This is a genomic window from Methanolapillus millepedarum (genome assembly GCF_032594115.1).
Lineage (GTDB): Archaea > Halobacteriota > Methanosarcinia > Methanosarcinales > Methanosarcinaceae > Methanolapillus > Methanolapillus millepedarum.
In genome coordinates, this window is record NZ_CP131060.1 from 297126 (window position 1) to 319490 (window position 22365).

General features: G+C 44.4%; 23 protein-coding genes and 1 pseudogene. 17 read left to right on the top strand and 7 right to left on the bottom strand.

The features are described from left to right. Positions 1–5 precede the first annotated feature (5 nt). The 13 genes from MsAc7_RS01470 to MsAc7_RS01530 all read left to right on the top strand — a co-directional run bounded on the left by MsAc7_RS01470 (position 6) and on the right by MsAc7_RS01530 (position 12493). Positions 6–590 (top strand): cobalamin biosynthesis protein CbiG, encoded by a 585-nt coding sequence (locus MsAc7_RS01470; RefSeq protein ID WP_338102837.1) that lies wholly within the window; start codon positions 6–8, stop codon positions 588–590. Further along, entirely contained in the window at positions 587–940 is a 354-nt protein-coding gene (locus MsAc7_RS01475) for a cobalamin biosynthesis protein (RefSeq protein WP_338102838.1), read from the top strand. Before MsAc7_RS01470 ends, MsAc7_RS01475 begins: the two co-directional genes overlap by 4 nt. After that, on the top strand, positions 909–1715 hold the full coding sequence (cobJ, locus tag MsAc7_RS01480; protein WP_338102839.1) for a precorrin-3B C(17)-methyltransferase: 807 nt from the start codon (positions 909–911) through the stop codon (positions 1713–1715). Before MsAc7_RS01475 ends, cobJ begins: the two co-directional genes overlap by 32 nt. Positions 1716–2009: 294 nt before the next feature. Further along, entirely contained in the window at positions 2010–2735 is a 726-nt protein-coding gene (locus tag MsAc7_RS01485; RefSeq protein ID WP_338102840.1) for a precorrin-8X methylmutase, read from the top strand. 28 nt (positions 2736–2763) lie between these two features. Then, on the top strand, positions 2764–3888 hold the full coding sequence (locus tag MsAc7_RS01490; RefSeq protein WP_338102841.1) for a cobalt-precorrin-5B (C(1))-methyltransferase: 1125 nt from the start codon (positions 2764–2766) through the stop codon (positions 3886–3888). Between the two features lie 24 nt (positions 3889–3912). Continuing rightward, on the top strand, positions 3913–4506 hold the full coding sequence (locus MsAc7_RS01495) for a cobalt-precorrin-7 (C(5))-methyltransferase (RefSeq protein ID WP_338102842.1): 594 nt from the start codon (positions 3913–3915) through the stop codon (positions 4504–4506). A gap of 34 nt (positions 4507–4540) precedes the next feature. Further along, a complete protein-coding gene (locus MsAc7_RS01500) occupies positions 4541–4690 on the top strand; it encodes a hypothetical protein (protein ID WP_338102843.1) in 150 nt (49 codons plus the stop codon). 180 nt (positions 4691–4870) lie between these two features. Next, the gene (locus MsAc7_RS01505) at positions 4871–5518 is read left to right on the top strand and encodes a MarC family protein (protein WP_338102844.1); all 648 of its coding nucleotides are present in this window, start codon (positions 4871–4873) and stop codon (positions 5516–5518) included. Positions 5519–5582: 64 nt separating this feature from the next. Continuing rightward, positions 5583–5774 (top strand): Trm112 family protein, encoded by a 192-nt coding sequence (locus MsAc7_RS01510; protein ID WP_338102845.1) that lies wholly within the window; start codon positions 5583–5585, stop codon positions 5772–5774. 294 nt (positions 5775–6068) lie between these two features. Beyond that, complete coding sequence (locus tag MsAc7_RS01515) at positions 6069–6902, top strand: hypothetical protein (protein WP_338102846.1); 834 nt, start codon at positions 6069–6071, stop codon at positions 6900–6902. Between the two features lie 369 nt (positions 6903–7271). Then, entirely contained in the window at positions 7272–8390 is a 1119-nt protein-coding gene (locus MsAc7_RS01520; RefSeq protein ID WP_338102847.1) for an MtaA/CmuA family methyltransferase, read from the top strand. Continuing rightward, on the top strand, positions 8387–9211 hold the full coding sequence (locus MsAc7_RS01525; protein WP_338102848.1) for a cobalamin-dependent protein: 825 nt from the start codon (positions 8387–8389) through the stop codon (positions 9209–9211). Before MsAc7_RS01520 ends, MsAc7_RS01525 begins: the two co-directional genes overlap by 4 nt. A gap of 831 nt (positions 9212–10042) precedes the next feature. Then, positions 10043–12493, top strand: coding sequence for a DUF5814 domain-containing protein (locus tag MsAc7_RS01530; protein WP_338102849.1), 2451 nt, complete (start codon positions 10043–10045; stop codon positions 12491–12493). Positions 12494–12704: 211 nt separating this feature from the next. Here the strand turns inward: MsAc7_RS01530 and MsAc7_RS01535 are convergent, their stop codons facing one another. The 3 genes from MsAc7_RS01535 to MsAc7_RS01545 form a co-directional block, all read right to left on the bottom strand. Continuing rightward, positions 12705–13589 carry a bile acid:sodium symporter family protein gene (locus tag MsAc7_RS01535; protein WP_338102850.1) on the bottom strand — a complete coding sequence of 295 codons (885 nt, stop codon included), beginning with the start codon at positions 13587–13589 and terminating at the stop codon, positions 12705–12707. Positions 13590–13660: 71 nt separating this feature from the next. Beyond that, positions 13661–14011, bottom strand: a complete 351-nt coding sequence (locus MsAc7_RS01540) for an AzlD domain-containing protein (protein WP_338102851.1) — start codon at positions 14009–14011, stop codon at positions 13661–13663. Positions 14012–14014: 3 nt separating this feature from the next. Continuing rightward, positions 14015–14866 (bottom strand): AzlC family ABC transporter permease, encoded by an 852-nt coding sequence (locus MsAc7_RS01545; protein WP_338102852.1) that lies wholly within the window; start codon positions 14864–14866, stop codon positions 14015–14017. 388 nt (positions 14867–15254) lie between these two features. Here MsAc7_RS01545 and MsAc7_RS01550 point away from each other — a divergent pair, with 388 nt between their 5' ends. Further along, positions 15255–15458, top strand: coding sequence for an FKBP-type peptidyl-prolyl cis-trans isomerase (locus MsAc7_RS01550; RefSeq protein ID WP_338102853.1), 204 nt, complete (start codon positions 15255–15257; stop codon positions 15456–15458). A gap of 15 nt (positions 15459–15473) precedes the next feature. Beyond that, a pseudogene (locus tag MsAc7_RS01555) lies at positions 15474–15797 on the top strand (FKBP-type peptidyl-prolyl cis-trans isomerase); the annotation flags it as partial. A gap of 78 nt (positions 15798–15875) precedes the next feature. Here the strand turns inward: MsAc7_RS01555 and MsAc7_RS01560 are convergent. Beyond that, positions 15876–16313 (bottom strand): FAD synthase family protein, encoded by a 438-nt coding sequence (locus MsAc7_RS01560; RefSeq protein WP_338102854.1) that lies wholly within the window; start codon positions 16311–16313, stop codon positions 15876–15878. A 185-nt stretch (positions 16314–16498) separates the two neighbouring features. Beyond that, positions 16499–17233, bottom strand: coding sequence for a sensor histidine kinase (locus tag MsAc7_RS01565; RefSeq protein ID WP_338102855.1), 735 nt, complete (start codon positions 17231–17233; stop codon positions 16499–16501). Positions 17234–17951: 718 nt separating this feature from the next. On the opposite strand from MsAc7_RS01565, the gene MsAc7_RS01570 reads away from it, so the two are divergent. Beyond that, positions 17952–19454, top strand: coding sequence for a homocysteine biosynthesis protein (locus tag MsAc7_RS01570; protein WP_338102856.1), 1503 nt, complete (start codon positions 17952–17954; stop codon positions 19452–19454). After that, positions 19451–19849, top strand: a complete 399-nt coding sequence (locus tag MsAc7_RS01575; protein ID WP_338102857.1) for a 4Fe-4S binding protein — start codon at positions 19451–19453, stop codon at positions 19847–19849. The genes MsAc7_RS01570 and MsAc7_RS01575 overlap by 4 nt, the downstream gene beginning before the upstream one ends. A gap of 489 nt (positions 19850–20338) precedes the next feature. On the opposite strand, the gene MsAc7_RS01580 is transcribed toward MsAc7_RS01575, so the two are convergent. After that, positions 20339–20845 (bottom strand): 3-isopropylmalate dehydratase small subunit, encoded by a 507-nt coding sequence (locus MsAc7_RS01580; protein WP_338102858.1) that lies wholly within the window; start codon positions 20843–20845, stop codon positions 20339–20341. Position 20846: 1 nt separating this feature from the next. Further along, on the bottom strand, positions 20847–22109 hold the full coding sequence (locus MsAc7_RS01585) for a 3-isopropylmalate dehydratase large subunit (RefSeq protein ID WP_338102859.1): 1263 nt from the start codon (positions 22107–22109) through the stop codon (positions 20847–20849). Positions 22110–22365 lie beyond the last annotated feature (256 nt).

Consider the following 22365-nt stretch of genomic DNA (forward strand, 5'->3'; position numbering starts at 1 on the left):
TAAAGATGGATTTAAAAATCGCCGTTTTAACATTTGAGCGAAACAGGGATGCCGCAAAAAAAGTGGCGGCTCATCTCAGCGGCGATGTTGTCCTTTATGAGAAAGGCATTTTTAAAGACATCTTCTCAAAATACAATGTGGTTGTCGCCCTTTTTGCGACCGGCATTGCCGTTCGCGAAATTGCGCCGTATTTGGGCAGCAAATGGGACGATCCGGCATTGGTTGTCGTCGATTCGGGCCTGAATTTCGCGATTCCGGTTCTCGGCGGACACCACGGCGGCAACGAAACCGTCCGCCGGCTTTCGGAAATCGGCGTGATTCCGGTCATTACAACCGCGACCGAAGTTCATCAAAAACCATCCGTGGAAGGAATTGCCGATAAATTGAACTGTGTCGTCAAAAATAAAAAATCCACCATTGCTGTCAACAGCGCCCTTCTAGACGGCGACGTTGACGTCTTGGAAATATCGGGTCCGAAAATCATTGTCGTTGACGAAGACGTTTCCGTTCTTGTCAAAAGAAAAGACGGCCAAAAAATATCCGTGGATCAATCGGATGAACGGGACAAGAAAAACCGGGGATTCGCATGATTATGGGAATCGGCACCCGCCGCGGAGTCACCGAACCGGAAGTTTTGGACGCCGTCGCCGCCGCTTTATCCGAAGCCGGAATTCAGCCCGAAAATATTGAGCTTTTGGCTTCGTCAACGTTGAAAGAAAACGAAGCGGGACTTTTGTCCGCCGCCAAAACGCTCGGCAAAGAAATCCGTTTTTTGCCGGACGATGTCATTAACAAATACGAACCGGAATCGGAATCCGAAGCGTCCCGGTTTGGTTTAAAAGGCGTGGCCGAGCCCGCCGCATTAGCTTTATCAAAATGTCGTCAACTTGTGTTTAAGAAAAAAGTCTATGGGAGAGTTACCATTGCCATCGCAAAATAACAATCAAAGTAAGAAAGGAAAGTTGTACATCGTCGGCATCGGACCGGGGTCTGTGGAGCAGCTGACCGTTCACGCCAAAAATGTCATTGAAAACGCCGACTACATTCTCGGGAACGATACGTATTTGGATCAAATAGAATCGCTCATCACCCATCAAAACGTATACAGAAGCAGTATGGGGCAGGAAGTGGACCGGGCCAAAGAAGCCGTCAAGATGGCGGAAAACCATGTGGCAGTCATGGTCAGCGGCGGCGACGCCAACGTTTACGGCATGGCCGGCATTGTGATTGAAGTCGCGGAGCGCAACAATTTGGATGTGGACATCGAAGTGGTTCCGGGCGTGACGGCGATGCTGGCAAGCGCGAGTGTTCTGGGGGCGCCCGTTGTGACGGATGCGGCAACGATCAGCCTCAGCGATTTGCTGACACCGTGGGACGTCATTGAAAAAAGATTGTCGTTTGCGTCGCAAGCTGATTTTATCATTTCGCTTTACAACCCGAAAAGCCGGCAAAGAACATCCAATTTTGAGCGGGCGATTGAGATTATTCAAAAATATAAACCGGCGCATGTTCCGGTCGGCCTTGTGAAAAACGCGCTCCGGGGCGATGAACAGGAAATTATTGTGACAACGCTCGGCGATGTTTTGAATTATAACGATTGGGTGGACATGAGAACCGCGATCATCATTTGTAACGTCGACTCCCGCATTTGGAAAAGCCCGCACGGCGACAAAATTATCACGCCGCGCGGATATCAAAAGAAGTATGAATATTAACCGGACTCTAAATTCCTGATTTCGGATTTGGATTTCAGTTCCGATGGCAAACTTTTGACAAATCCGAAATTTTAAGTTTTTGTTGATATGACAGAAAACAAGGATAAAACTTATTAGGAATTAATTCGAATAAAAAGTATCTGATTTAACTCAGATCTTTTTTTGAAAAATGATACTTTTTAAAGATACTTTTTCTGATTTAATATTTAACTTTTAATGAATATCTCTGGTTAATTATTCAAAAATATGATTCATCTATTCAAAAAATTAAAATGATTCAATTGAGGAGAAAATATGGCACAACTGAAGGACAAAAACAAAGAATACGGAACATTGGACGAATTGGCATCGTTTTCCATTGAAATTGACCCCGAATTTATCAAATCCTGTTCCGATTTCGGCGCCAGTACCGACGAGGCCAAAACCATTTACATGAAAAGCCGGACATATATCCAGGGCGTTGTCGGAAACAATACGCCGGAAGACCGAATCCGTCAGCGTTGTGCCGTTGCGACCGGTGACATTTCCGTCGCGGAAATTATGGAATTCAGGCACAATCCGATTGATGCCGGCGTTGACGCTGTTTTGAAGGACGCGCCGATTTTTGTGGACATCAGCATGGTGAAAGCCGGCATTACGAAAATGGGACACAACTGCGATGTGATTTGCGTTCTTGATGAAGACAAAGACGCCGAAATCGCGAAACAATACGGAATCACGCGGACCGCCGCCGGATTTTTAGCTTGCCGCGACCGTTTAAATGGCGCGATTATCGCGATCGGCAATGCGCCGTCGGCCGCAATCATCGTTTGCCGCATGGTTGAAAAAGGACTTCGTCCGGCTTTGATTGTCGGAACGCCGGTCGGGTTTGTGAACGCCGCCGAATCTAAAGAAATGGTGCGCGACTTAGACATTCCGGTTCCGTCGATTACGTGCGTCGGCACCCGGGGCGGAACACCGATGGCGGTGGCCTGCGTCAACGAAATTGTGGCGATCGCGAACGAAAAGAAAAAGCAATGAGTTATAAAATGCCGACACTATGATTTTTATGAAAGATCCCGTCAATGATTTTGAAATTCCCGAGGAGTGGCTGGCCAAGTCGCCGCTTTCACGGGACGAACTTGAAAAATTGGTATCAAAGGGGCTTGCCGTCGTTTTAAGCGACGGGTCTTTTTTAAATCGCGGATTTACGACCGGAACGACCGCCGCCGCCGCTGCCAAGGCCGCCGTATTGTCTCTCGGAAAAGAACTTAATCCCGAAACCATTGTGTCTGTTCCGACCCCGGTTGGTCTTCGAGCGGAAATGAAAATTGAGTTTGCCAACGGCGGAAAATCCGGCGTCCGAAAAGTCGGGAACGATCATGAATCCGACATTACCCGAAACATTTTATTTTGCGCGGACGCGCGTATCGTTTCAAAAAAGGCCGTTGAACCGGTTATTTTGAAAAAAGCGGTTTCCAATATTATTGTAACCGGTGGTCTCGGCGTCGGCGTTATCGAACGCGTCGGATTTGAAACGCCGGCCGGCGAATATGCGATTAACCCGAAACCGCTTCATCAAATCAGGGAATCAGCGGCAGAAGCGCTGAAAGAAATCGGAATGTTTGAAAAGATTTGCAGCGAGGATTCCGATTCGGTTTTGATCGTCATCATTTCCGTTCCGGATGGCGTTGAGCTCAGCAAAAAAACCTTAAACGACCGCATCGGCATCCGCGGCGGAATCTCAATACTCGGAACCACCGGTTTTGTTGAGCCGTGGAACGACCACTTGGGCGACATGAAAGATGAATTGATTCAGCAATCCAAAAAACTGGTGCTGACGACGGGCCGGCAGGGAATGAGCATTTCCAGCATGCTGTTTCCGGGCTACGACATTATTATGGTCGGCAGCCGGATTTCGGAAGGAATCGACGCCGCCAAAAACGCGGAAGAAATTGTCGTGTCGGGACTTCCCGGTCTTGTTCTCAAATGGGGAAACCCGAATATGATGAAAGACAGCGCGTTTGCGACCGTTGTTGAAATGATTGAGCGAGACCCGAAAAACGAACGGATTCAAACAGCGTTTGACATGGCGGTCAAAAAAGGAAAAGGCGCCCGGATTGTCGTGATTGAGCGCGACGGGCTTGTGCTTCTTGACAGCAAAGGCGAATTTGATTATTTGATGAAACAATAAAATAAATGAATGAGAGGATGAAGGATGATTGTGGTCGGCGTCGGCGTGGGTCCCGGAATGCTCACGGAAGAAGGGATTTCAGCGATTCAAAACGCGTCCGTTGTTTACGGTTCCGGGCGCGCGCTTGAAATCGCTCAAAAATACATTCAAAAAGGAACGCCGGTTGAGGCGCTTAAAAGTTTTAAAAACTTGCATCTGCTTCCCAAAGACGCCGTCATTTTGTCCACCGGCGACCCGATGTTTTCCGGTCTCGGGAAATTTGCAACACCGGGCGACACAGTCATTCCCGGCATTTCCTCATTTCAAATTGCCTGTTCCCGCCTTCATGTGAATTTGACGAATTTTTATTGCATTACGGCACACGGACGCGATGACATAGGCCTTGCGAAAAACGAATTGCTTCGGGAAATCAAGACCGGCAAGAACATCTTTTTGCTGCCGGATGAAAAGTTTGGGGCAGCGGATGTGTGCGCGCTTTTGGACGCCGAAAAAATCGACGCGGACGTTTATTCTTTGGAAGAACTCGGTTACCCGGAGGAAAAAATCATCCATGGAAGCCCGAAAAACCCGCCAAAACCCGATTCCGATTTATACGGCATAATGATTGTTTTAAAGTAATTTTCAATTTGAATACAGAAAATCGGGGCTGCTTATGAATCTTGTTCGAAAATGTAAAAAATGCAACAATTGGATTTACATTATCGAAAAAGAACTTGGCGACCCGGTGAAATGCCCGCAGTGCGGTGAAGAACACCATTTATCAAAAACATTGTCGGATAAATTTGTCTTGACGAGAATTTAAAAAGACGGAGATCGGTTTTGGTTATTATTTTTAAAATTGTGTCGCTTTAACGCGCGTGGCGGCGGTGCCAACAAACAAACAACAAAAATTTCCAATCATTTATATATACAAAATCCTATTCATACTCCAATATTATCTCATAAAACGAATAAAATAAGTAATGATAAAGAGTTGTTTCAAATGGATGCTGTGACGCTTATTTCTTTTTTCCTGTATGCGTTTACGGCGATTTTCGTCATTGTCAACCCCATTAACGCTTTGTTTACGTTCGTGTCGATGACAAGCGGTTATCCGGAAAAAATGAAAAACGTATATGCCAAAAAGTCGGTTCTTTTGGCGACGGGCGTTTCCATCTTTTTTGCGATTGCCGGCTCTTACGTTCTTGAATTTCTCGGAATCGGCGTGGATTCGCTTCGGGTTGCCGGCGGAATTCTTCTCTTTACCATCGGTTACAACATGATGACGGCTAAGATGAACCAAAATGTGACGCAAGCCGAAATCGACGAATCCCAAGACAAAGACTTTTGGATATTTCCGATCGCGATTCCGCTTCTTTGCGGTCCGGGACTGATTTCAACGGTCATCGTTCTGATGGGCGGCAGTCAGGATTTGGCAAGCGGCGCGGTCATTATTATTTCCATTCTGTTGGTTTTTGCGATCACTTACGTCGGGTTTCTCTTTTCCCGAAAAATCAGCAAATACCTCGGCTACACCGGCACGCTCGTGATTACGCGCCTACTGGGCTTGTTCTTGGCCGCGATTGCCGTCGGCATGGTGACGCTGGGCATTTACAATATCTACCGGCTGTTCCTTGCGGGAGCTGTTTAAAAGTAAAAAATAGTGAGCGAATAAAACAAAACAATTGACGAGTCCGTAAAATTGAGGAAAAAACGTGAAGAAAGAAAATTTGTGTCTTTTTGTCTGTCCCGTTTGCCGCGGGGAACTGACAGTTAAGCCGGAAATCGAAAACGCGGATAAAACGGAAATTATTTCGGGAAACCTGTATTGTCCGGCTTGTTTGATTTACTATCCGGTTGAAAATAAGATTCCGAATCTGTTGCCGCCGGATATGCGGGATTTTTGATGGAATTTTTGTTATTTTTTATCTTATTTTTTATCTTATTTTTTTGCGGCGCCGGCATGCGTGCGCTTTATGACATCACTTTTTTAAAAACGCCATTCGACGTCCAACCGGATGTTTTCATTTTTTCATCCGTCATTTTTCATTTCCATTTGTTAATTGAAAATATTCACAATTTATCAATAAATTTTATTAACACACAGGATATATTAAAAGAATAATTTCATATCTTCAAAATTTTATGGATCTTTATTTTTGTTATTATTTTCACACAAAGACGCCACTCAGGGATTTTCAATGAAAGAAGTGCTTCAAGACATTTACATCGGACGGCAGTCCATGGACTCGATTGAGTTCAAATACGACACAATCGAAGTGCCGCTTTACAAAGGCGAAGACCGTGAATTTCAGGTTTTTGTCAAAAATTTCAGTTCGCCGACTTACATTACGTTTTTGCCGGACGATTCCATCAAAGACTATTTGATTTTGGCGCCGAGCAAACATCACGTTCAAAACAACCTTTACGCCAAAATCGTGATCCGAGTGCCGTATAACGCAATCCCGGTTGCTGAAGGCATGTTCTATGTGGTGACCGGTTACGGCGCTCAAAAGAAAGGATTTAAACTCGTCATCGGACTTGAAGGAACCGGCCCCACCGACTTTGGCCGCGCCGCTGCCCGCGGTGATACGCCCGCGCCGATTATTCAATCCAACAATCCGCCGATTGCCAGCGTCCCGGAACGCGTTCTTGTGAAAAGCGACGAAGACGACGATGTGACCAAGCGGACCAAAAAGCCGCCGGTTTTTAAGGTGCGCGACGACTGGGAAGGAAAGCGCGAAAAAAGCGGACCCAAAAAGCCGTCCAAATCAAAGTCTTCCGCCAAATACGCCAAAAAACAAGCGCCAAAGCCGACGCTGAAAGAACGTTTCGAAGCCGAAAAAACGGCTCTCACGATATCCGTCTTGCTCCTTGCGATTTTAGCCTTCCTTTTCGTGTATATTTGGTATACCGACATCGAATCTATTTTTAATTTCGACCAAACGTTTTTGCTGGCCGTTATTTTAATCGGATTTATGGTTTTTGTCGTCTTCCTGATTGCGGTATTCTTTAAAAATCCGAAAGAAGAGTAAGAATAATCTGAAAACCGGTGAATATAAAATCGGTAAAAGTAAAATCAGTGAAAATAAAAACAATAAATAAAATCAAAGATAATAAAAATGGTTAAAATAATAAATTCTTAATAAATGAAAAAATATAAAGACTTAATAAAATCAAAAAAGGAATCTGAAGCCGCACAAAATTTGTGCGGCTTTTTTTTGGTTATTATCTCTTTTTTAATTTATTTCAAATTACAAGAGGTTTACAATATATACCAATCATGCCTATTCATAAGAACCGGCAAAATCTGCCGGTGTGTGTTTTTAAAAGTGTGTTTTAAAAAAACGATAAAAAACTGAAATGGTTTAAAAACAGGTTTAAAGAAATAGGAGACATAAAAAATGGTATCCGAAATGACGCCGACGAGACGGGCTCTTGCAGCCGTTCTCGGCGGACGTGTGGACTATGTGCCGCCGGCAAATCCGCTTGCACAAACGACAGTTGAACTGATGAAACATGTAAACGCTTCATGGCCGAAAGCGCACTATGATGCGAAAATGATGGCAGACCTCGCCGCCGCGCCGTACGAAGTCTGCGGTATCGAAGCTGCCCGGCCCCAATTTGACATCTCGCTGGAAGCTGAAGTTCTCGGCTGCCCGCTGGATTGGAACAAACCGGACCGTCCGCCGGTGGCCGCTCATGCCTACACCGACCCGAAAGAAGTGACGTGGGCGGACGATTTGGCCAACGCCAAAAGAGTTCCGGTTGTGCTGGAAGCGATTTCCATCCTTCGGGAACGCTACAGCGGCATGCTTCCGATTATTCCGGTCATCACCGCGCCGTTTACGGTGGCGGGACACATTGCCGGCGTTGAGAATCTGGTCCGGTGGACGCGGACAAACCCGGAAAAAGCGCACGCGTTCATTGACGCAGCCACTGATTTTGTCATTGAATACGGCAAACTTCAAGTGGCAGCAGGCGCTCACATCTTGTTCCCGGCCGACCCGTCCGCATCGGGTGATTTGATTTCCGGGGAAACGTATGAAGAATTCGTGCTTCCGGCCCACCAAAGAATGGCCCGCGAAGTCAGCGCGCCCAAGATTCTCCACATGTGCGGCAACACCAGCAAATTGCTGCCCTACGTCAAAAAAAGCGGTATGGACTGTTTTTCCTTTGACGCCGTTCCGGTTTGGTACTGCCGGCAAGTTCTCGGAAACAGTATGTCGATTCTCGGAAGCTTGGACGTGATTGATTTGATGCCCAACGGAACGCCCCAAGACGTGTACAACCGAACCAGGGAATGCATCCTTCAGGGAACAGATGTTGTCGGAACCGCTTGCGACGTGTCTTTTGGAACATCCATTGACAACTTGAAAGCGTATGTCCGCGCGTGTAAAGAAACGCCGGTTCCCAAAGCCGGAGACATTGAAGACACAATTCGGGAAATCGGTGTCGGAATCGGAAGATATCAAATCAAAAACAATAAAAGCAGCTCTGACTGCGGAGGTGTTTTCAAATGATCCGCCATATTGATACCGCTACCATTGAATTGACTGAATTTAAAGAAAAAAACCCGAAGCGATTCCAAGAACTTCTTGAAGAAGGCATCAAAATCGGCCGCGGCGAAAAGGTAAAAGAATGGGGCGTTTCCAAAACGACCGTTGAGGAAATCCGAAAGAAATATATTCCGAAAGACCCGGCGGCAGCTGCGCTCACAAACGCCGTCATCGACGGTGACAAAGAAGAAGCGGCGAAGTTGACTCAAAAGCTTCTCGACGCCGGCAAAAACCCGACTGACGTTGTGGTCGGCGCTTTGATGCCCGGCATTCAAGTGGTTTGCGAAACATACGACATGGGCGAAGCGTTCGTTCCGGAGATTCTTCTCGCCAACGACGCCATGGTTGCCGGTGTTGTTCTTTGCCAAAAGAAACTCGGAAACATCCCTTCGGCCGGAAAAGTCGCGTCGTTGGTGATTGAAGGCGATGTTCACGATATCGGTAAAAACATCGTCGCCGCCATTCTGCGCGCAAACGGCTTTGAAGTGATCGACATGGGCCGCGATGTTTTGGTAGAAGATGTCGTCGAATTGGTCAAAACCCAAAAAATAGACCTCATCACCGGAACATCCCTCATGAGCACGACCAAAGAAGGACTTAAATCGCTTGCGGAAAGCATCGCGTTTTCCGGTGTCCCCGTGGCTTGCGGCGGCGCGGCGGTTGATGAACACTTCGTGGCGACATTTTCAAACGCTGTCTACGGAAAAAGTCCCTTGGATGCCGTTAAAATCGCCAAAGCGGTGACATCCGGCAAAAAATGGGATGAGATTCGAAAGATGAAATAAAACAGCCACAACAACAGCTGTCACAATAATGAAAAACGAAATAAAACGTTTTTCAAGGCGAAAAGAAACCTCCCCCGCTTAAACAGACGCGTTTCGCGTCTGTTTAAGCGGATTTTTATTGGCAGACACGTTCTGATTTTCAGCAGAGGTCGCGTCCGCCATTTACTTTTTAATTGTACCTTCTGTTTTCATTTCCGATTTGCACCTTCTGTTTTCATTTCCGATTTGTATCTGCTGTTTCTATTTCCAATTTGTATCTGCTGTTTCTATTTCCAATTTGTATCTGCTGTTTTTATTTCCGATTTGCATCTGCTGTTTTTATTTCCGATTTGCATCTGCTGTTTTTATTTCCGATTTGCATCTGCTGTTTCTATTTCCGATTTGCATCTGCTGTTTTTATTTCCTATTTGCACCTTCTGTTTTCATTCCCGATTTGTATCTGCTGTTTCTATTTCCGATTTGTATCTGCTGTTTCTATTTCCAATTTGTATCTGCTGTTTCTATTTCCAATTTGTATCTGCTGTTTCCAACTCTGCCGGCATTCATCGAAATCCGAGAAAATCAAACGCAAAGCGTTTGATTTTTCGGGGCGGTTTGCATGACATCATCATAAAAGCGTGGTCTGTTTCCCTTTATTTTTCAAAAATTGAACCCTTTTTCTTTGACTCGAAATGAAAACGTGTCGCCTTAGCGCGCGCTGCCGCCCGCCCAAAACAAAAAAATAAAAAACAAAAACAAAAAAACAAATGAAAGGTTTTTAATCATCCTTTTCTTTTTCTCTATCCGATGTTGTGGATTTTATTTGCCGGAAAGAGTCAAAAGTTTACGGTCATGACCATTCTTGATAAAAAAAAGGAGCCGCTGTGGACCGGAGAGCTGGAGCTCAAAGAAAACACGGCGGGATTTCGGCCGCATAAGGTCCGCGTCCTCAAACGGGAAGGAAAAGAGCTTTCCGGTGAGGAATACATTCAATCCAAAGACTTCATTAATCTGCTTAAAAAAGCCAACCGCATCATGATCGCAACGGGCTGCTCAGCCGCGCAGGAAAAAGAACTGCAGGACATGCTTTTGGCCTACCAACTCAAATACGAATTCGTCAACATCTGCCGTTTCTGTTTGCTTCAAAAACGGTTTAATTTTATCAACAAATCCTCCGTCCGTTATCACAAAGAAATGATTTGCCCGGACTGCGCGAAAGACGAACTCAAAAAAGTGCTTAAAAATTCCCGGCAAAACATGGGCGATACCACCGTTGATTTTTTTTATGAAACGCTTCTGCGCACCAAAGATTTTGACAAAACCGCGTCCCTGCTGTCCGCCGACCGGTTGGACCCCGAAATCACCCGGTACGACACCGTCCAATCAGCCGGCTCCGAAAAGCAAACCGATATCAAAAAACTTCGAATTCACAATCGGCTCAAAAAATTGTTGCTCGCCAAATCCGAAAAACTTCTTCCTGTTCAATCGCTGGCAGTTGACGCCGGTCTTTTGGACGGCAAAAATTTAATGGTCGTCTCGGCGACCGCCACCGGAAAAACATTGATCGGCGAAATCGCGGGCATTGAGAACAATTTGTCGGACAAAGGAAAAATGCTTTACTTGGTTCCGCTTGTGGCTTTGGCCAATCAAAAATACGACCAATTCAAAAAACGGTATTCTGAAATCGGTTTGTCCGTCTCCATCCGAATCGGTGCCGAACTCATCAAAACAAAATCCACATCCGATATGAAAAAAACATTGGACTCCGACATCATCGTCGGAACATATGAAGGAATCGACCATATCCTTCGTCTCGGAAACGCCGACAGCCTCGGAAAAGTCGGAACGGTTGTGATTGACGAAGTGCATATGCTGACCGACGCCGACCGCGGCCACCGCCTGGACGGCCTGATTGCGCGCCTGCGTTACCTGTTCCCGGAAACACAATTCATTTACTTATCCGCAACCGTCGCCGGACCGGAATATTTTGCAAAAAAGCTGGACGCAAAACTCGTGGTTTACGAACACCGACCGGTTCCGATTGAGCGCCACTTGATTTTTACTCGGGACGATGAAAAAATACGACTGATGTCGCAACTCATCCAAGACGAATACAACATGAAATCGTCAAAAGGCCACCGAGGTCAAACGATTATTTTTACCAATTCTCGTGCCAATTGCCATACCCTTTCTGCCGCCCTTCACGCGTACGGAATCAATTCGGCTTACTATCACGCCGGCCTCAATTTGTCGGAACGAAAAACCGTTGAGAACAAATTTGCCCGCGGCGACATCGCGGCGATTGTCACCACCGCGGCTTTGGCGGCCGGCGTTGACTTTCCGTCGTCTCAAGTTATCTTTGAATCCATGGCGATGGGAATTGAATGGCTCACCGTTTCCGACTTTCTTCAAATGAGTGGACGGGCGGGGCGTCCCGATTATCACGACCGGGGAATTGTCGTTCTTATGCCGGTTCCGGGAAAATCCTACTCATCCGGCGCAACGGGGACGGAAGAAGAAGTGGCCATTGCCCTTCTCAAAGGCGGTCTTTTGGAAGAGGAATTCAATTACGATGAAGAAGAACAATTGGAAGAGCTTCTCGCGTCCGTTTCGGTGACAACGTCGCGCGCCGACCTGTCCAAAATTCAAAAATCCATGTTTGGCGACATTAGTGAAAACATCATGCTCATCAAACTTCAAAAATACAAATTTATCGAACTCGGAAAAGAAGTCAAACAAACCCGCCTTGGTCAAATCGCTTCCGCCTATTTCTTATCGGTCTCAAAAACCTACATGATTGTGGATTCGATAACGGCCGGGATTTCGCCGCTTCACATCATCACCAATCTTGATTTTTTCACGGCAGCGTCGTTCAAATACGCGGACCAAATCTCAAAAGACCTGCGGATGAACTTGCCGTCCCGTGTCTTTCAGGGCGCGTTTATGGACATCATTTTCGATGGCGAGAATCTGAAAGACGTGAGTCCCAAGTACCAAAAATTGCTTCTCAATTTCGCCGCCGACATGTTTGTCTGCGCGTGTTCAGAATCGCCTTATTGCGGCTGCGCGGAGCGTAAGTTTTCCGAAAAAATTATTCTTCTCCGGACAAAAGGATTAGAACCGATTGAAATTATTCGAAAGCTGGAGGATGATTACGGAATAACAGCTTACGCCGGCGACATCTTTTCCTATTTGGAAGACTCGATCCGAAATCTTGAAGCCATGGAACTGATTGCGAAAAACATGGGAAAAAACGAAGTTGTGAAAAACGCCAAGGAACTCCGGTTAAAAATCCAAGGATGATTAAAAAAGGAAATCAAGTGCGACTGAGATTTTCGTTTTATTTGACCGATTAAAAATAAAAAATCAAGTTTGAATCAAATTCAAACTTGACCATTTTTAAAATTGACCGGTATCTTATTTTCAATGACCAACTGTCTTATTTTTCAATGAAATTATCTTATTTTCAATGATTTTGTCTTATTTTCAATGGCCAATTACCTTTTTTAACACTTTACTTTGGAACCGGCACTTCCGCCGGACCATACTTTTTCATCAAAAGGGCAGCCGGAATTGTAAAGACCAAAATGATAACGACATAAGTCATCAGATAAGGCGTTAAATTGTAGCTTGCAAAAACAGATGCGGAAAGCGACAGCGCAACCCCAAAGTTCTTGGCAATCGTAATCATGGACACCGTCTTCTTTTCAAGTTTGTTGCCGATGGTCAAAAATCCGGACAAGAAGTTCAAGAACAAGATGAGCAGGAACACAAGACCGGCCAGAAGACCGACTTCGATAATGTTGTTGATGTTGGGGACCAAATAAGAAATGATCACGCCGACCAATCCCAAATTGGAGAGAATCGAAAGCGGTTTTCTGACTTTGTCCGCCCAAGCCGGCTTCGCGCTGTGAAGAATAAGGCCGATAGACATGGGAATTAAAACCAAAATAACCAAATTGACAATGATGGACGCGGAATTGATCTCCACATCGCCGGGCAGGAAAATGTGGGAGGAAAACGGAACAATAAAGACAACCGCGATGGAAAGGACGGCCAAAAGAGCGATGGACATCGGTTCGTCACCGTGCGCCAACTGAACATTTTTCGGGCCGGCCGGCGCACCCGCAATCAAGTTGATTAAAATCGCAGTCAAAGCAACGGCTTGATAAGTGGCGCCCAGCTGCGTCTGAAAGATTTGAGTGATTAAAACCGCAATAATCGGACTTAAAACCAAGTTGATGACCAAAGCGGAAATCAGAACTTTGGGCATTTTAAACGATTTGAAAATATCGTGAATCGTCATAGTCGTGCCCATTTCAATCATCGTCGCGTAAACGAAGAGAATGAGCAAATAAGGCTGTACGGTTATCAAAAAGGCATTGATTTGATCAATCAAAAAGATTCTCCTGATTTTTTTGAATTTGAATATTTTACCTAAATATCTAAGAAATAAATTAAAAAATAATATCAAGAAGACGTACCAATGACAGACGGTAGGAACAACTCGACGATAAAAACAACCACGACACTGATGATGATGATATAGACCATTTTAATTTTAAAGAGAGACAAGACAAAAGCGACACCGCCCCCGATTATAGCGGAAACGGGGCTTGATGTTGACCCGAAAATCTTCGGAAATGTCAAGACGCCCAAAATACCGTACGGAACCAGCTTAAAGAAATTTTCCCAATAACCGGTGATTTTGATATTCCGCATCGCAAAAAGCGGAATAATACGTGGAATACAGGTGGCGATGGCCATGGCGATGATCATCAAAGCGACGTAATTGACACCGCCCAAACTGAATGAAACCATAAATCAGCTCCCCCCTTCAGCCGGTGGGGCTTCCCCCGACAGCGGCGATTTTTCAGCCGGTTCCGAGTTTTCTTTTTTCGGATTCTTCTTGGTTTTGAGCTCCATATAATAAGCGCCGATGGCCGCGCAAATCACCGGAATGACGATAAAATTAAACGAGGACGGCAAATCCCTTAAAAACGGAATATCCCCGACAAAAGAATTCATGACGGCTGCGGCGGCAAAGATCAGCAAAACGATTTTTAATTTTAACATTTCCTCGCCGGTGAGCACCAAATACATGGCATAAACCGCAATTCCAAGAGCGCTTAAAATCGACGCCGGAATTAAACCGCCAAACAATATGCCGATCAGCGTCGCTAAAATCCAAAGAACATAAGAAACACCTTCAAGACCGAGCGCATAATATCCTTTGATTTTGGAATCGCTGGTCGACAGCAAACTGAATGTCTGGTCGGTAATTCCAAACCCGAGGGCCGCACGCATTCCCGGTTTGATGTCTTTGTCCATCTTCTCAGTGGCGGTTGTGCTGGTCAAAAGGCTTTTGATATTGATGAAAAATGTGGTGACGGCGATTTGAATGCCGCTTGAACCGGCCTGCAGCATGTCAAGCGCATTAAATTGAGCCGCGGCGGAATAAACTAAAATGGACATCAAAAGAGCCGCCCAAAGAGGCAGCGGCGGATTTCCGGTCACCGACAAAATTCCAAAACTTAAAGCAATCGGAACACTTCCGATGGCAATATTCATGCCGGCTTTCGCGCCGGCAATTATTTGTTCTTTTTTCCCCCCCGGAAGATAAGATGGTTTGGGAACAGGAACTTTTTTTTCATGATCTGAAGGATTGTCAGTCAACGGAGAAACACCCTTGGTTGTTTAAAATAAAATCGACATGTTTGTCTACCGACGAATCGGTATGCCTTTGACAGCTTTTTGCCGGCGGCACATTATATAATATGAATAATATTATCCTCTTTATATTTCTTGTAAATTATATAAAACTTCCCATTCAAATGGAGACGGGCTGAAACATACGCCTGAACGAGTTTGTGAATTTTCAAATTCATCCTTGTATTTTTAAATGGCAACTTTTTTAAATGAGATACTCTATTTCATAAACAATCGGTTTATACAATTCCGTTGCTTGCACGAATAATGTCTTAAAAGAAGCGGATTTTTGTATTATCTCAAAATTGTTATATTGATTTCATTTTTATTTTAAACCAAAAAGTTAGGTATTCTTATGGCAAAAAAAGTAAACCCAGTCATGTATATCGTCGGCGGTTTTTTCCTTCTTCTTCTCATTTTCGGAATTATCGCTGTCATTTTATATCCAACCCCGTATACCGTTGAGCCCCAGGTTGAGCTTGGAGATACCGTGACGGTCGAATACGTCGGTACGTTTGACAACGGAACCGTTTTCGATTCAGGCGTGGTCACGGACTAAAACGTCGGCAGCCACAAATTGGTTCCGGGATTTGAAAATGCGCTTCTCGGGATGAAAGAAGGCGAAACAAAAGAAGTGCGGGTCGCCCCCGAAGACGCTTACCCGTACAACGAATCGCTCGTGATTTCATATACAAGAGCAGACGTTGTTGAAATGCTCGGATCTGCCCCTACAGTCGGAACCAAGGTTCAATCCGGAACAGTTGTCGGAACGGTCACTTCGGTGAACGAAACGACGATTGTTGTCGACTTTAATAAACCGGAAGTGACCGGTCAATACTTAAACTTTAAAATGACTATTTTGAACATTAAAAGTGACCATTCCATTGCTCACGAATAAAAACAAAATCAACGATGACAAAGTTAAAAATTAATTTAACTTTGTTCTTCTTTTTCTTTTTTCTTAAAAATCAGCGGGTTAATCCTTCAAGCATCGTTTTTTCAAAACTTCGGCAATGATTTTCCGGCTGCTGTACATATCATCCACCGACCCGGTGTCCGCTTCCGAAAGCCGGACAATTTTCGGGAAAAAGCCGTGGTCGTTTAAATCTTTCTTCAGTTTTACCGCATCGATTTGCTGATTAAATCCCAATACGACGATATCCGGTTGAATGATTTGAAGCGGTTCGAAATAATCGGTTAAACTTCCGAGGATCGCATGGTCCACCGGTTTTAATGACTGAATCATCAAAAGACGTTGGTCTTCGGGAATAATCGGCTTGGGTTTATTTGAAATATTGGCGTCCCGGCCAATGATTACGTAAAGTTCATCCCCAAGCGCTTTGGCTTGCTCCAAAAAAGAAATGTGACCGGGATGCAAGATATCAAAAGTTCCGGTTGCTAAAACGCGTACCAATTTATTCACCTGCGAATGCCTGAAAGAAAAATCAGATAAAATTCGAAAAAAATCAAAGATAAAATAAAGCGTTATAAAAAGCAAGAATTATAAATAAATTGTGAACCTGAAAACAGTTCTCACATTCATTTCATTCATTGAAAAGATAACATAATTTTATTTTAACATTATTTTATTAACACTTATTATTTTTCCGCGACTTCGACGACCGGAAGGATTAATGAGAACGTTGTTTTCTCCGGCGTTGATTCTTTTAAAATCAAATCCCCGCCATAGCGTGCCGCCGTAATTTTAGAAATATAAAGACCGAGACCAAAACCGCTGCTTTTCGGGCCCTTAGCGCCCGGCAGAAAGAGGGAACCACGAACGGGCTCCGGAATTGGGTCTCCAATATTTGTGACATCCGTGCGGCACTTTTTGACACCGTCTTCAACAAATTCGGAGATGAAAATGGAAACCTCCGCGCCGGTGTTGCCGTAGGCGACGATATTTGAAAATAAAAATTCAAAAATAACTGTTAAAGCTTGGTCCGCTAAAACATTATAATCATTCCCCTGAATGGAAAAAGAAAGCGCCGGATATTTCAAAAAAGCTTCTTCGATTTCATGGGAGAGAGAGTAAATACCGGGAACGACGCCTTTGTAAAGATAGTATTCCACGTCTTTAAACTTAGACATATACTCCAAGCTTTTGTAGGCGGCTTCCGAGATTTTATCCAAATATTTTTCATCATTTTTCAAACGGTAGAGCTCAAGAGACATGAGGATGATGCTGTAATAGTTTTGCAAATCGTGGCGTAAAAGCCCGTAAACGCCAAGTCCCATCTCCCGGTAGCAGTCCGAATACCGAGTGAGCGTCTCATACGCATGTAAAAAGGGATATTCTTCATAATTGATAACTGGTCGAGGTGTCTCTGCCATAAAATCACAATAATTCCGTTCAATAAAGGCATGAAAAGCCGCAATACAAATGCCACTTTAATGAGGCGTCATAAACATAATATTTGTCGAACATACGTACTATGTTTATTACGTAGATATCATGTTTGTATTTGTATGTTATTGTATACCTGTGTTTTTGAAATTGAATACTCCTTTACGCCGGTTTAATATTAACGCAAAAGGCATAATTATATTATTTAAAATATAATTATATAAGATTATATAAAATTTCTTCTCATGAGAATGATTTCATCAAAAATGAAAACATTGACTCTGAGTTCGAAGATGATTTTTATTTTTTATTCTACAGCAACATAGCTAGTCTGTCATTATTTAAAAATGATATGCTTCATTTGGTAAATATATATTAAACATAATAAAAAAGAAAATAAAAATAAGGGTCAAAAGGTTCAATGGATGAAATATAACCAATAGTAATAATTAACAGTCAATTTTATATAGATTAGTATCGTTTCAATTCAAATTACCCGAATTCTTTTATAAAAAGATGGCTGAGCAACAAAAAACAAAATGATGAGAAAGAACTAAAATAAAAAAAGAAGAATTTAAACAAAAAGAAATGGAAAGAATTAAAAAAGAAATGAGAATAAAGTCCGAAAAATAAAGAAGGACAAACATATTTAATGAATCAATGTATCAGAAAAGTAACAAATTTTATTTTTGAGGGGATTTAAGAATGGTGAAAACAATTGCTGAAATTAATCAAAAAATTGCGTCCGGTGATGTTTGTGTTGTCACGGCGGAGGACATGTCGGACATTGTCGACGACATCGGCGCAGAAAAAGCGGCAGCGGAAGTGGATGTCGTCACGACCGGAACGTTTGGCGCCATGTGTTCCTCCGGTGTTTTTTTCAACTTCGGGCACTCGGAAACGCCGATTAAAATCACAAAAATGTTCATGAATGGCGTGGAAGCGTACTCCGGCGTGGCCGCCGTTGACGCTTACTTAGGTGCGACACAATTTTCCGAAAAAGTCGGTTTAAAATACGGCGGCGCTCATGTGATTGAAGATTTGATTTCGGGAAAAGAGGTGGAGGTTGCCGCTTATTCTTACGGTACCGATTGCTACCCGAGAAAAGAGCTCACGACGACGGTGACGCTGAACGATTTGAACCAAGCCGTCATGGTGAATCCGAGAAACGCGTATCAAAGATATGACGCCGCCACAAACGGTTCGAAAAAAATACTGCACACCTACATGGGCGAACTTTTGCCGGACTGCAAAAATGTGACGTATTCAGGCGCCGGCATTTTGTCTCCGATTTCAAACGATTCGACCTACCGGACCATCGGTGCCGGCACCAAAATCTTTTTAGGCGGCGCGCAGGGCATGATTGTCGGTGAAGGAACGCAATGTTCGACCGCTGGCGGCTACGCGACGCTCATGACCACCGGAAACCTCAAACAAATGAAAAAGGAATACGTCAACGCTGCCTCCTTTAGCGGCTACGGCACTTCCCTTTATCTGGGTCTCGGAATTCCGATTCCGATCTTAGACGCCGAAATGGCAAAATCGACCGCCGTTCGGGACTGTGATATTTCCGTCGGCATCAAAGACTATTCCATCGGAAAGCGGGACCGACCTGTGATTCGAACAGCAACGTACGAAGAACTCAAATCCGGAAGCGTCGAACTTTACGGCAAAACCGTTCCGACTTCGCCGCTGTCCGTTTTCAAGACCGCGCGAAAAGTGGCCGAAGAACTTAAAGATTGGATTGAAAGGGGAACATTCACGCTCAGCGCGCCCGTATATCCGCTTCCGCTCAAACAAACCACCAAACCGATGAAGGAAACCAATAAAATCCCGCTCGTTAAAGATGTGATGAGTGGAAATATCGAAACGGTCGATGTGACGAAAAGTGTCGTTGACGCCGCAAAAATCATGCGCAAAAATGAGCGCAATCATTTGCCGGTTGTCGCCGATAAAAAATTGGCCGGTATTATCACCTCCTGGGATATTTCAAAAGCGGTTTCCGAAAACCATTTGGGAACGATTGAAGCGTGCATGACCAAAAACGTGGTGACGTGCGGACCAAACGATTTGGTGGACACCGCTGCCAAAAAAATGGCGGAAAATCATATTTCCGCAATGCCGGTGATTGACGAGAACAGAAATGTAGTCGGGCTCATCACAAGCGAACATATCAGCCAATTATTTTCCAGGGGGAGAAATCAATGAAATTAAAAATCACGTTCCCGGAAGAGCGCGTGAACGCGCCGATTCTCTCGGAAGTCATCTTAAAGACCGGCGTTTTGGTCAGTATTGTTTCATCTGTTGTGGATATGAACGGCGGGGAAATGATTATCGAAGTCATTGACCAAAGCTATGAGAGCATCAAAAAAGAGTTGTGCTCAAAAGGCGTCCGGGTGGTTCCGATTCACGATTTGATCAAGCGGGATGAAAACGAATGTGTTGAATGCGGCGGCTGCATTTCAGTGTGTCCCGTCAAGGTTTTTTCGTTTGACGATAATTGGAATTTGAAATCGGAAGTTGACCGGTGCATCCGGTGCAAGTTATGCATCAGCATGTGTCCGCATCAGGCGCTGAGCATCGAGGGAAAAGAAATTGCCTGACGAAAATCGGAAATGAAATAAGCGAAGATGATGGAACCGTCTTCGTTTTTCTTTTCATTGGGCAAAGTTATAAAAGTCTTCCGAAATTAATCGGCAAGCTTTCGAAAATTAAGAATTAAAGCAATTCATTGCATTTTCTCATTTCTTCGAAAATATCAACATCCGTATCCTCATTGTTGTTTGTTCTAAGATCGCCGCTTTTATATTTTCTTAATAATGCGGCGGTTTTTTTATTTTTAATAATCACTGTGTCAGTGTACGATGATGTTGCCATAAATTCACTCTTCCTTATAAATACAAACAACATGAGCTTGCAGTATATATAATTTATTTTTTGTTTTTGAATAACGATTACAATTAAAATCAGATAATTTGAGTATCTGATGTATACATTTTTCAATGAAGATCAAAAATTCAAAAAGAAAAGGGAAGATGAAAAGAAGAAGATAAAATAAAAAAAGAAGAAGAAAACGGAAAAATCCGCTTTTATCAATCGATATTGAATCCGCCGTTCTTTTCAATATGCGCCACAAGACCGCCGTCATTTAAAATCTTAATCATGGCGTCCGGAAGCGGTGAGAATGTCAACGTTATTCCTTTGGTCACGTCTTTAATTGTTCCGGAAGACAAATCCACTTCAAGTTGGTCGCCCTCACTGATCTGATCGGTGTCGCAAATGAGGACCGGAAGTCCGACATTGATTGCGTTTCTGTAGAAAATCCGAGCGAACGATTTCGCCAAAACAGCGGAAACACCGGCCATTTTGATGATAGTCGGCGCATGCTCCCGGGATGATCCGAGACCGAAATTGTTTCCGGCGACAACGAAGTCTCCTTTTTGAACTTTTTTGGCAAACTCCGGGTCGGCGTCTTCAAGCACGTGTTTGGCCAATTCCGGCAAATTTGTCCGGAGGTGGAAAAGGCGGCCGGGCGCGATGTGGTCTGTACTGATGTCGTCACCGAATTTGAATGCTTTTCCTTTGTAAACGGTTTCCATTTTAAATCACCTTTCTCGGGTCGGTAATGACGCCGTAAATGGCAGTTGCGGCTGCCGTTGCCGGAGAGCCGAGATAAATAAATCCTTCCGTGTTGCCCATCCGTCCTTGGAAGTTGCGGTTTTGGGTCGCCAAACACGCTTCACCGTCCGCGAGAGCCCCTTCATGAACGCCGACGCAAGGACCGCATCCGGGCGCCATAATAATGGCACCGGCTTTGATAAATGTTTCAATATATCCCTTTTGAACAGCTTCCAAAAAGACGTCTTTGGACGCCGGGACAACAATCAAGCGAGTGTCCGGGTGGCGTTTTTTACCGTTTAAAATTTTAGCGGCGATTTCCAAGTCGTCAATTCGGCCGTTTGTACAGGTTCCGATGAAGACTTGGTCGATTTTCGTGCCTTCAATTTCGGTGACGATTGCTGTATTGTCCACCGTGTGCGGTTTTGAAATCGTCGGCTGAAGTTTGGACACGTCAATGTCAATGACGCGCTCATAAGTTGCGCCTTTATCGGCTTTGATTTCTTTATATTTGTCGCCGCGGCCATGTTCTTTGAGGTAAGCGCGCGTTTTTTCGTCGGTTTCAAAAAGACCGGCTTTGGCACCGGCTTCAACTGCCATGTTGGCAAGCGTAAACCGCTCGGACATGGTCATATTTTCAACGGTTTCGCCGCCGAATTCCAAGGCCTTGTAAGTTGCGCCGTCGGCGCCGATGAGGCCGATGAGGTGAAGAATTAAGTCTTTCGCGTAAACGCCTTTTGGAAACGTTCCGGTCACGTTGACACGGAAGGTTTCGGGAACACGGAACCAGGTTTTCCCGAGAGCGATTCCGACGGCAACATCGGTGGAACCCATGCCGGTTGAAAACGCGCCGAGAGCGCCGGATGTACACGTGTGGGAATCGGCGCCGATGAGAACTTCTCCCGGATTCACATATGTTTCAACAAGCCGCTGGTGGCAAACACCTTCGCCGGCTTCCGAGAGCTGTGCACCCGTTTTTTTGGAAAAAGTCCGAAGAATTTGGTGAGCGTTGGATAAATCTTTTTGCGGACTGGGCGCTGCGTGGTCAATGAAAAGAACTGTCCGTTCCGGGTTTGCCGCTTGAACAAGATTCATTTTTTCAAGCTGCTGAACCGCCAGCGGTCCGGTACCGTCTTGAACAGCGGTCACATCGACATCGACAAGCGTAATGTCGCCGGCATAAACGTCTTTTCCGGCACGGCCACTGATAATTTTTTCAGCCAATGTTTGTGGTTTTTTTGCCATAATTCATCCCAAATATTATTCGGTTTCAATCAAAACTGAACATGATTCAATTATTTTAAAAATTAAAATAAAATTAAAAAGACAGAAACAATCCGATCAACAGGGTTCAACGAAATATTCCGGTCAAATTTAAGTCACGCGTTTATCAAACTGATTTTAAATATAAAATATTATTGACAAAAGAGAAGAATGAAAAAAAGAAAATGAAAAAGAGACAAATAAAAAACAAACTCACATTTTATTAAAATCATCAAAA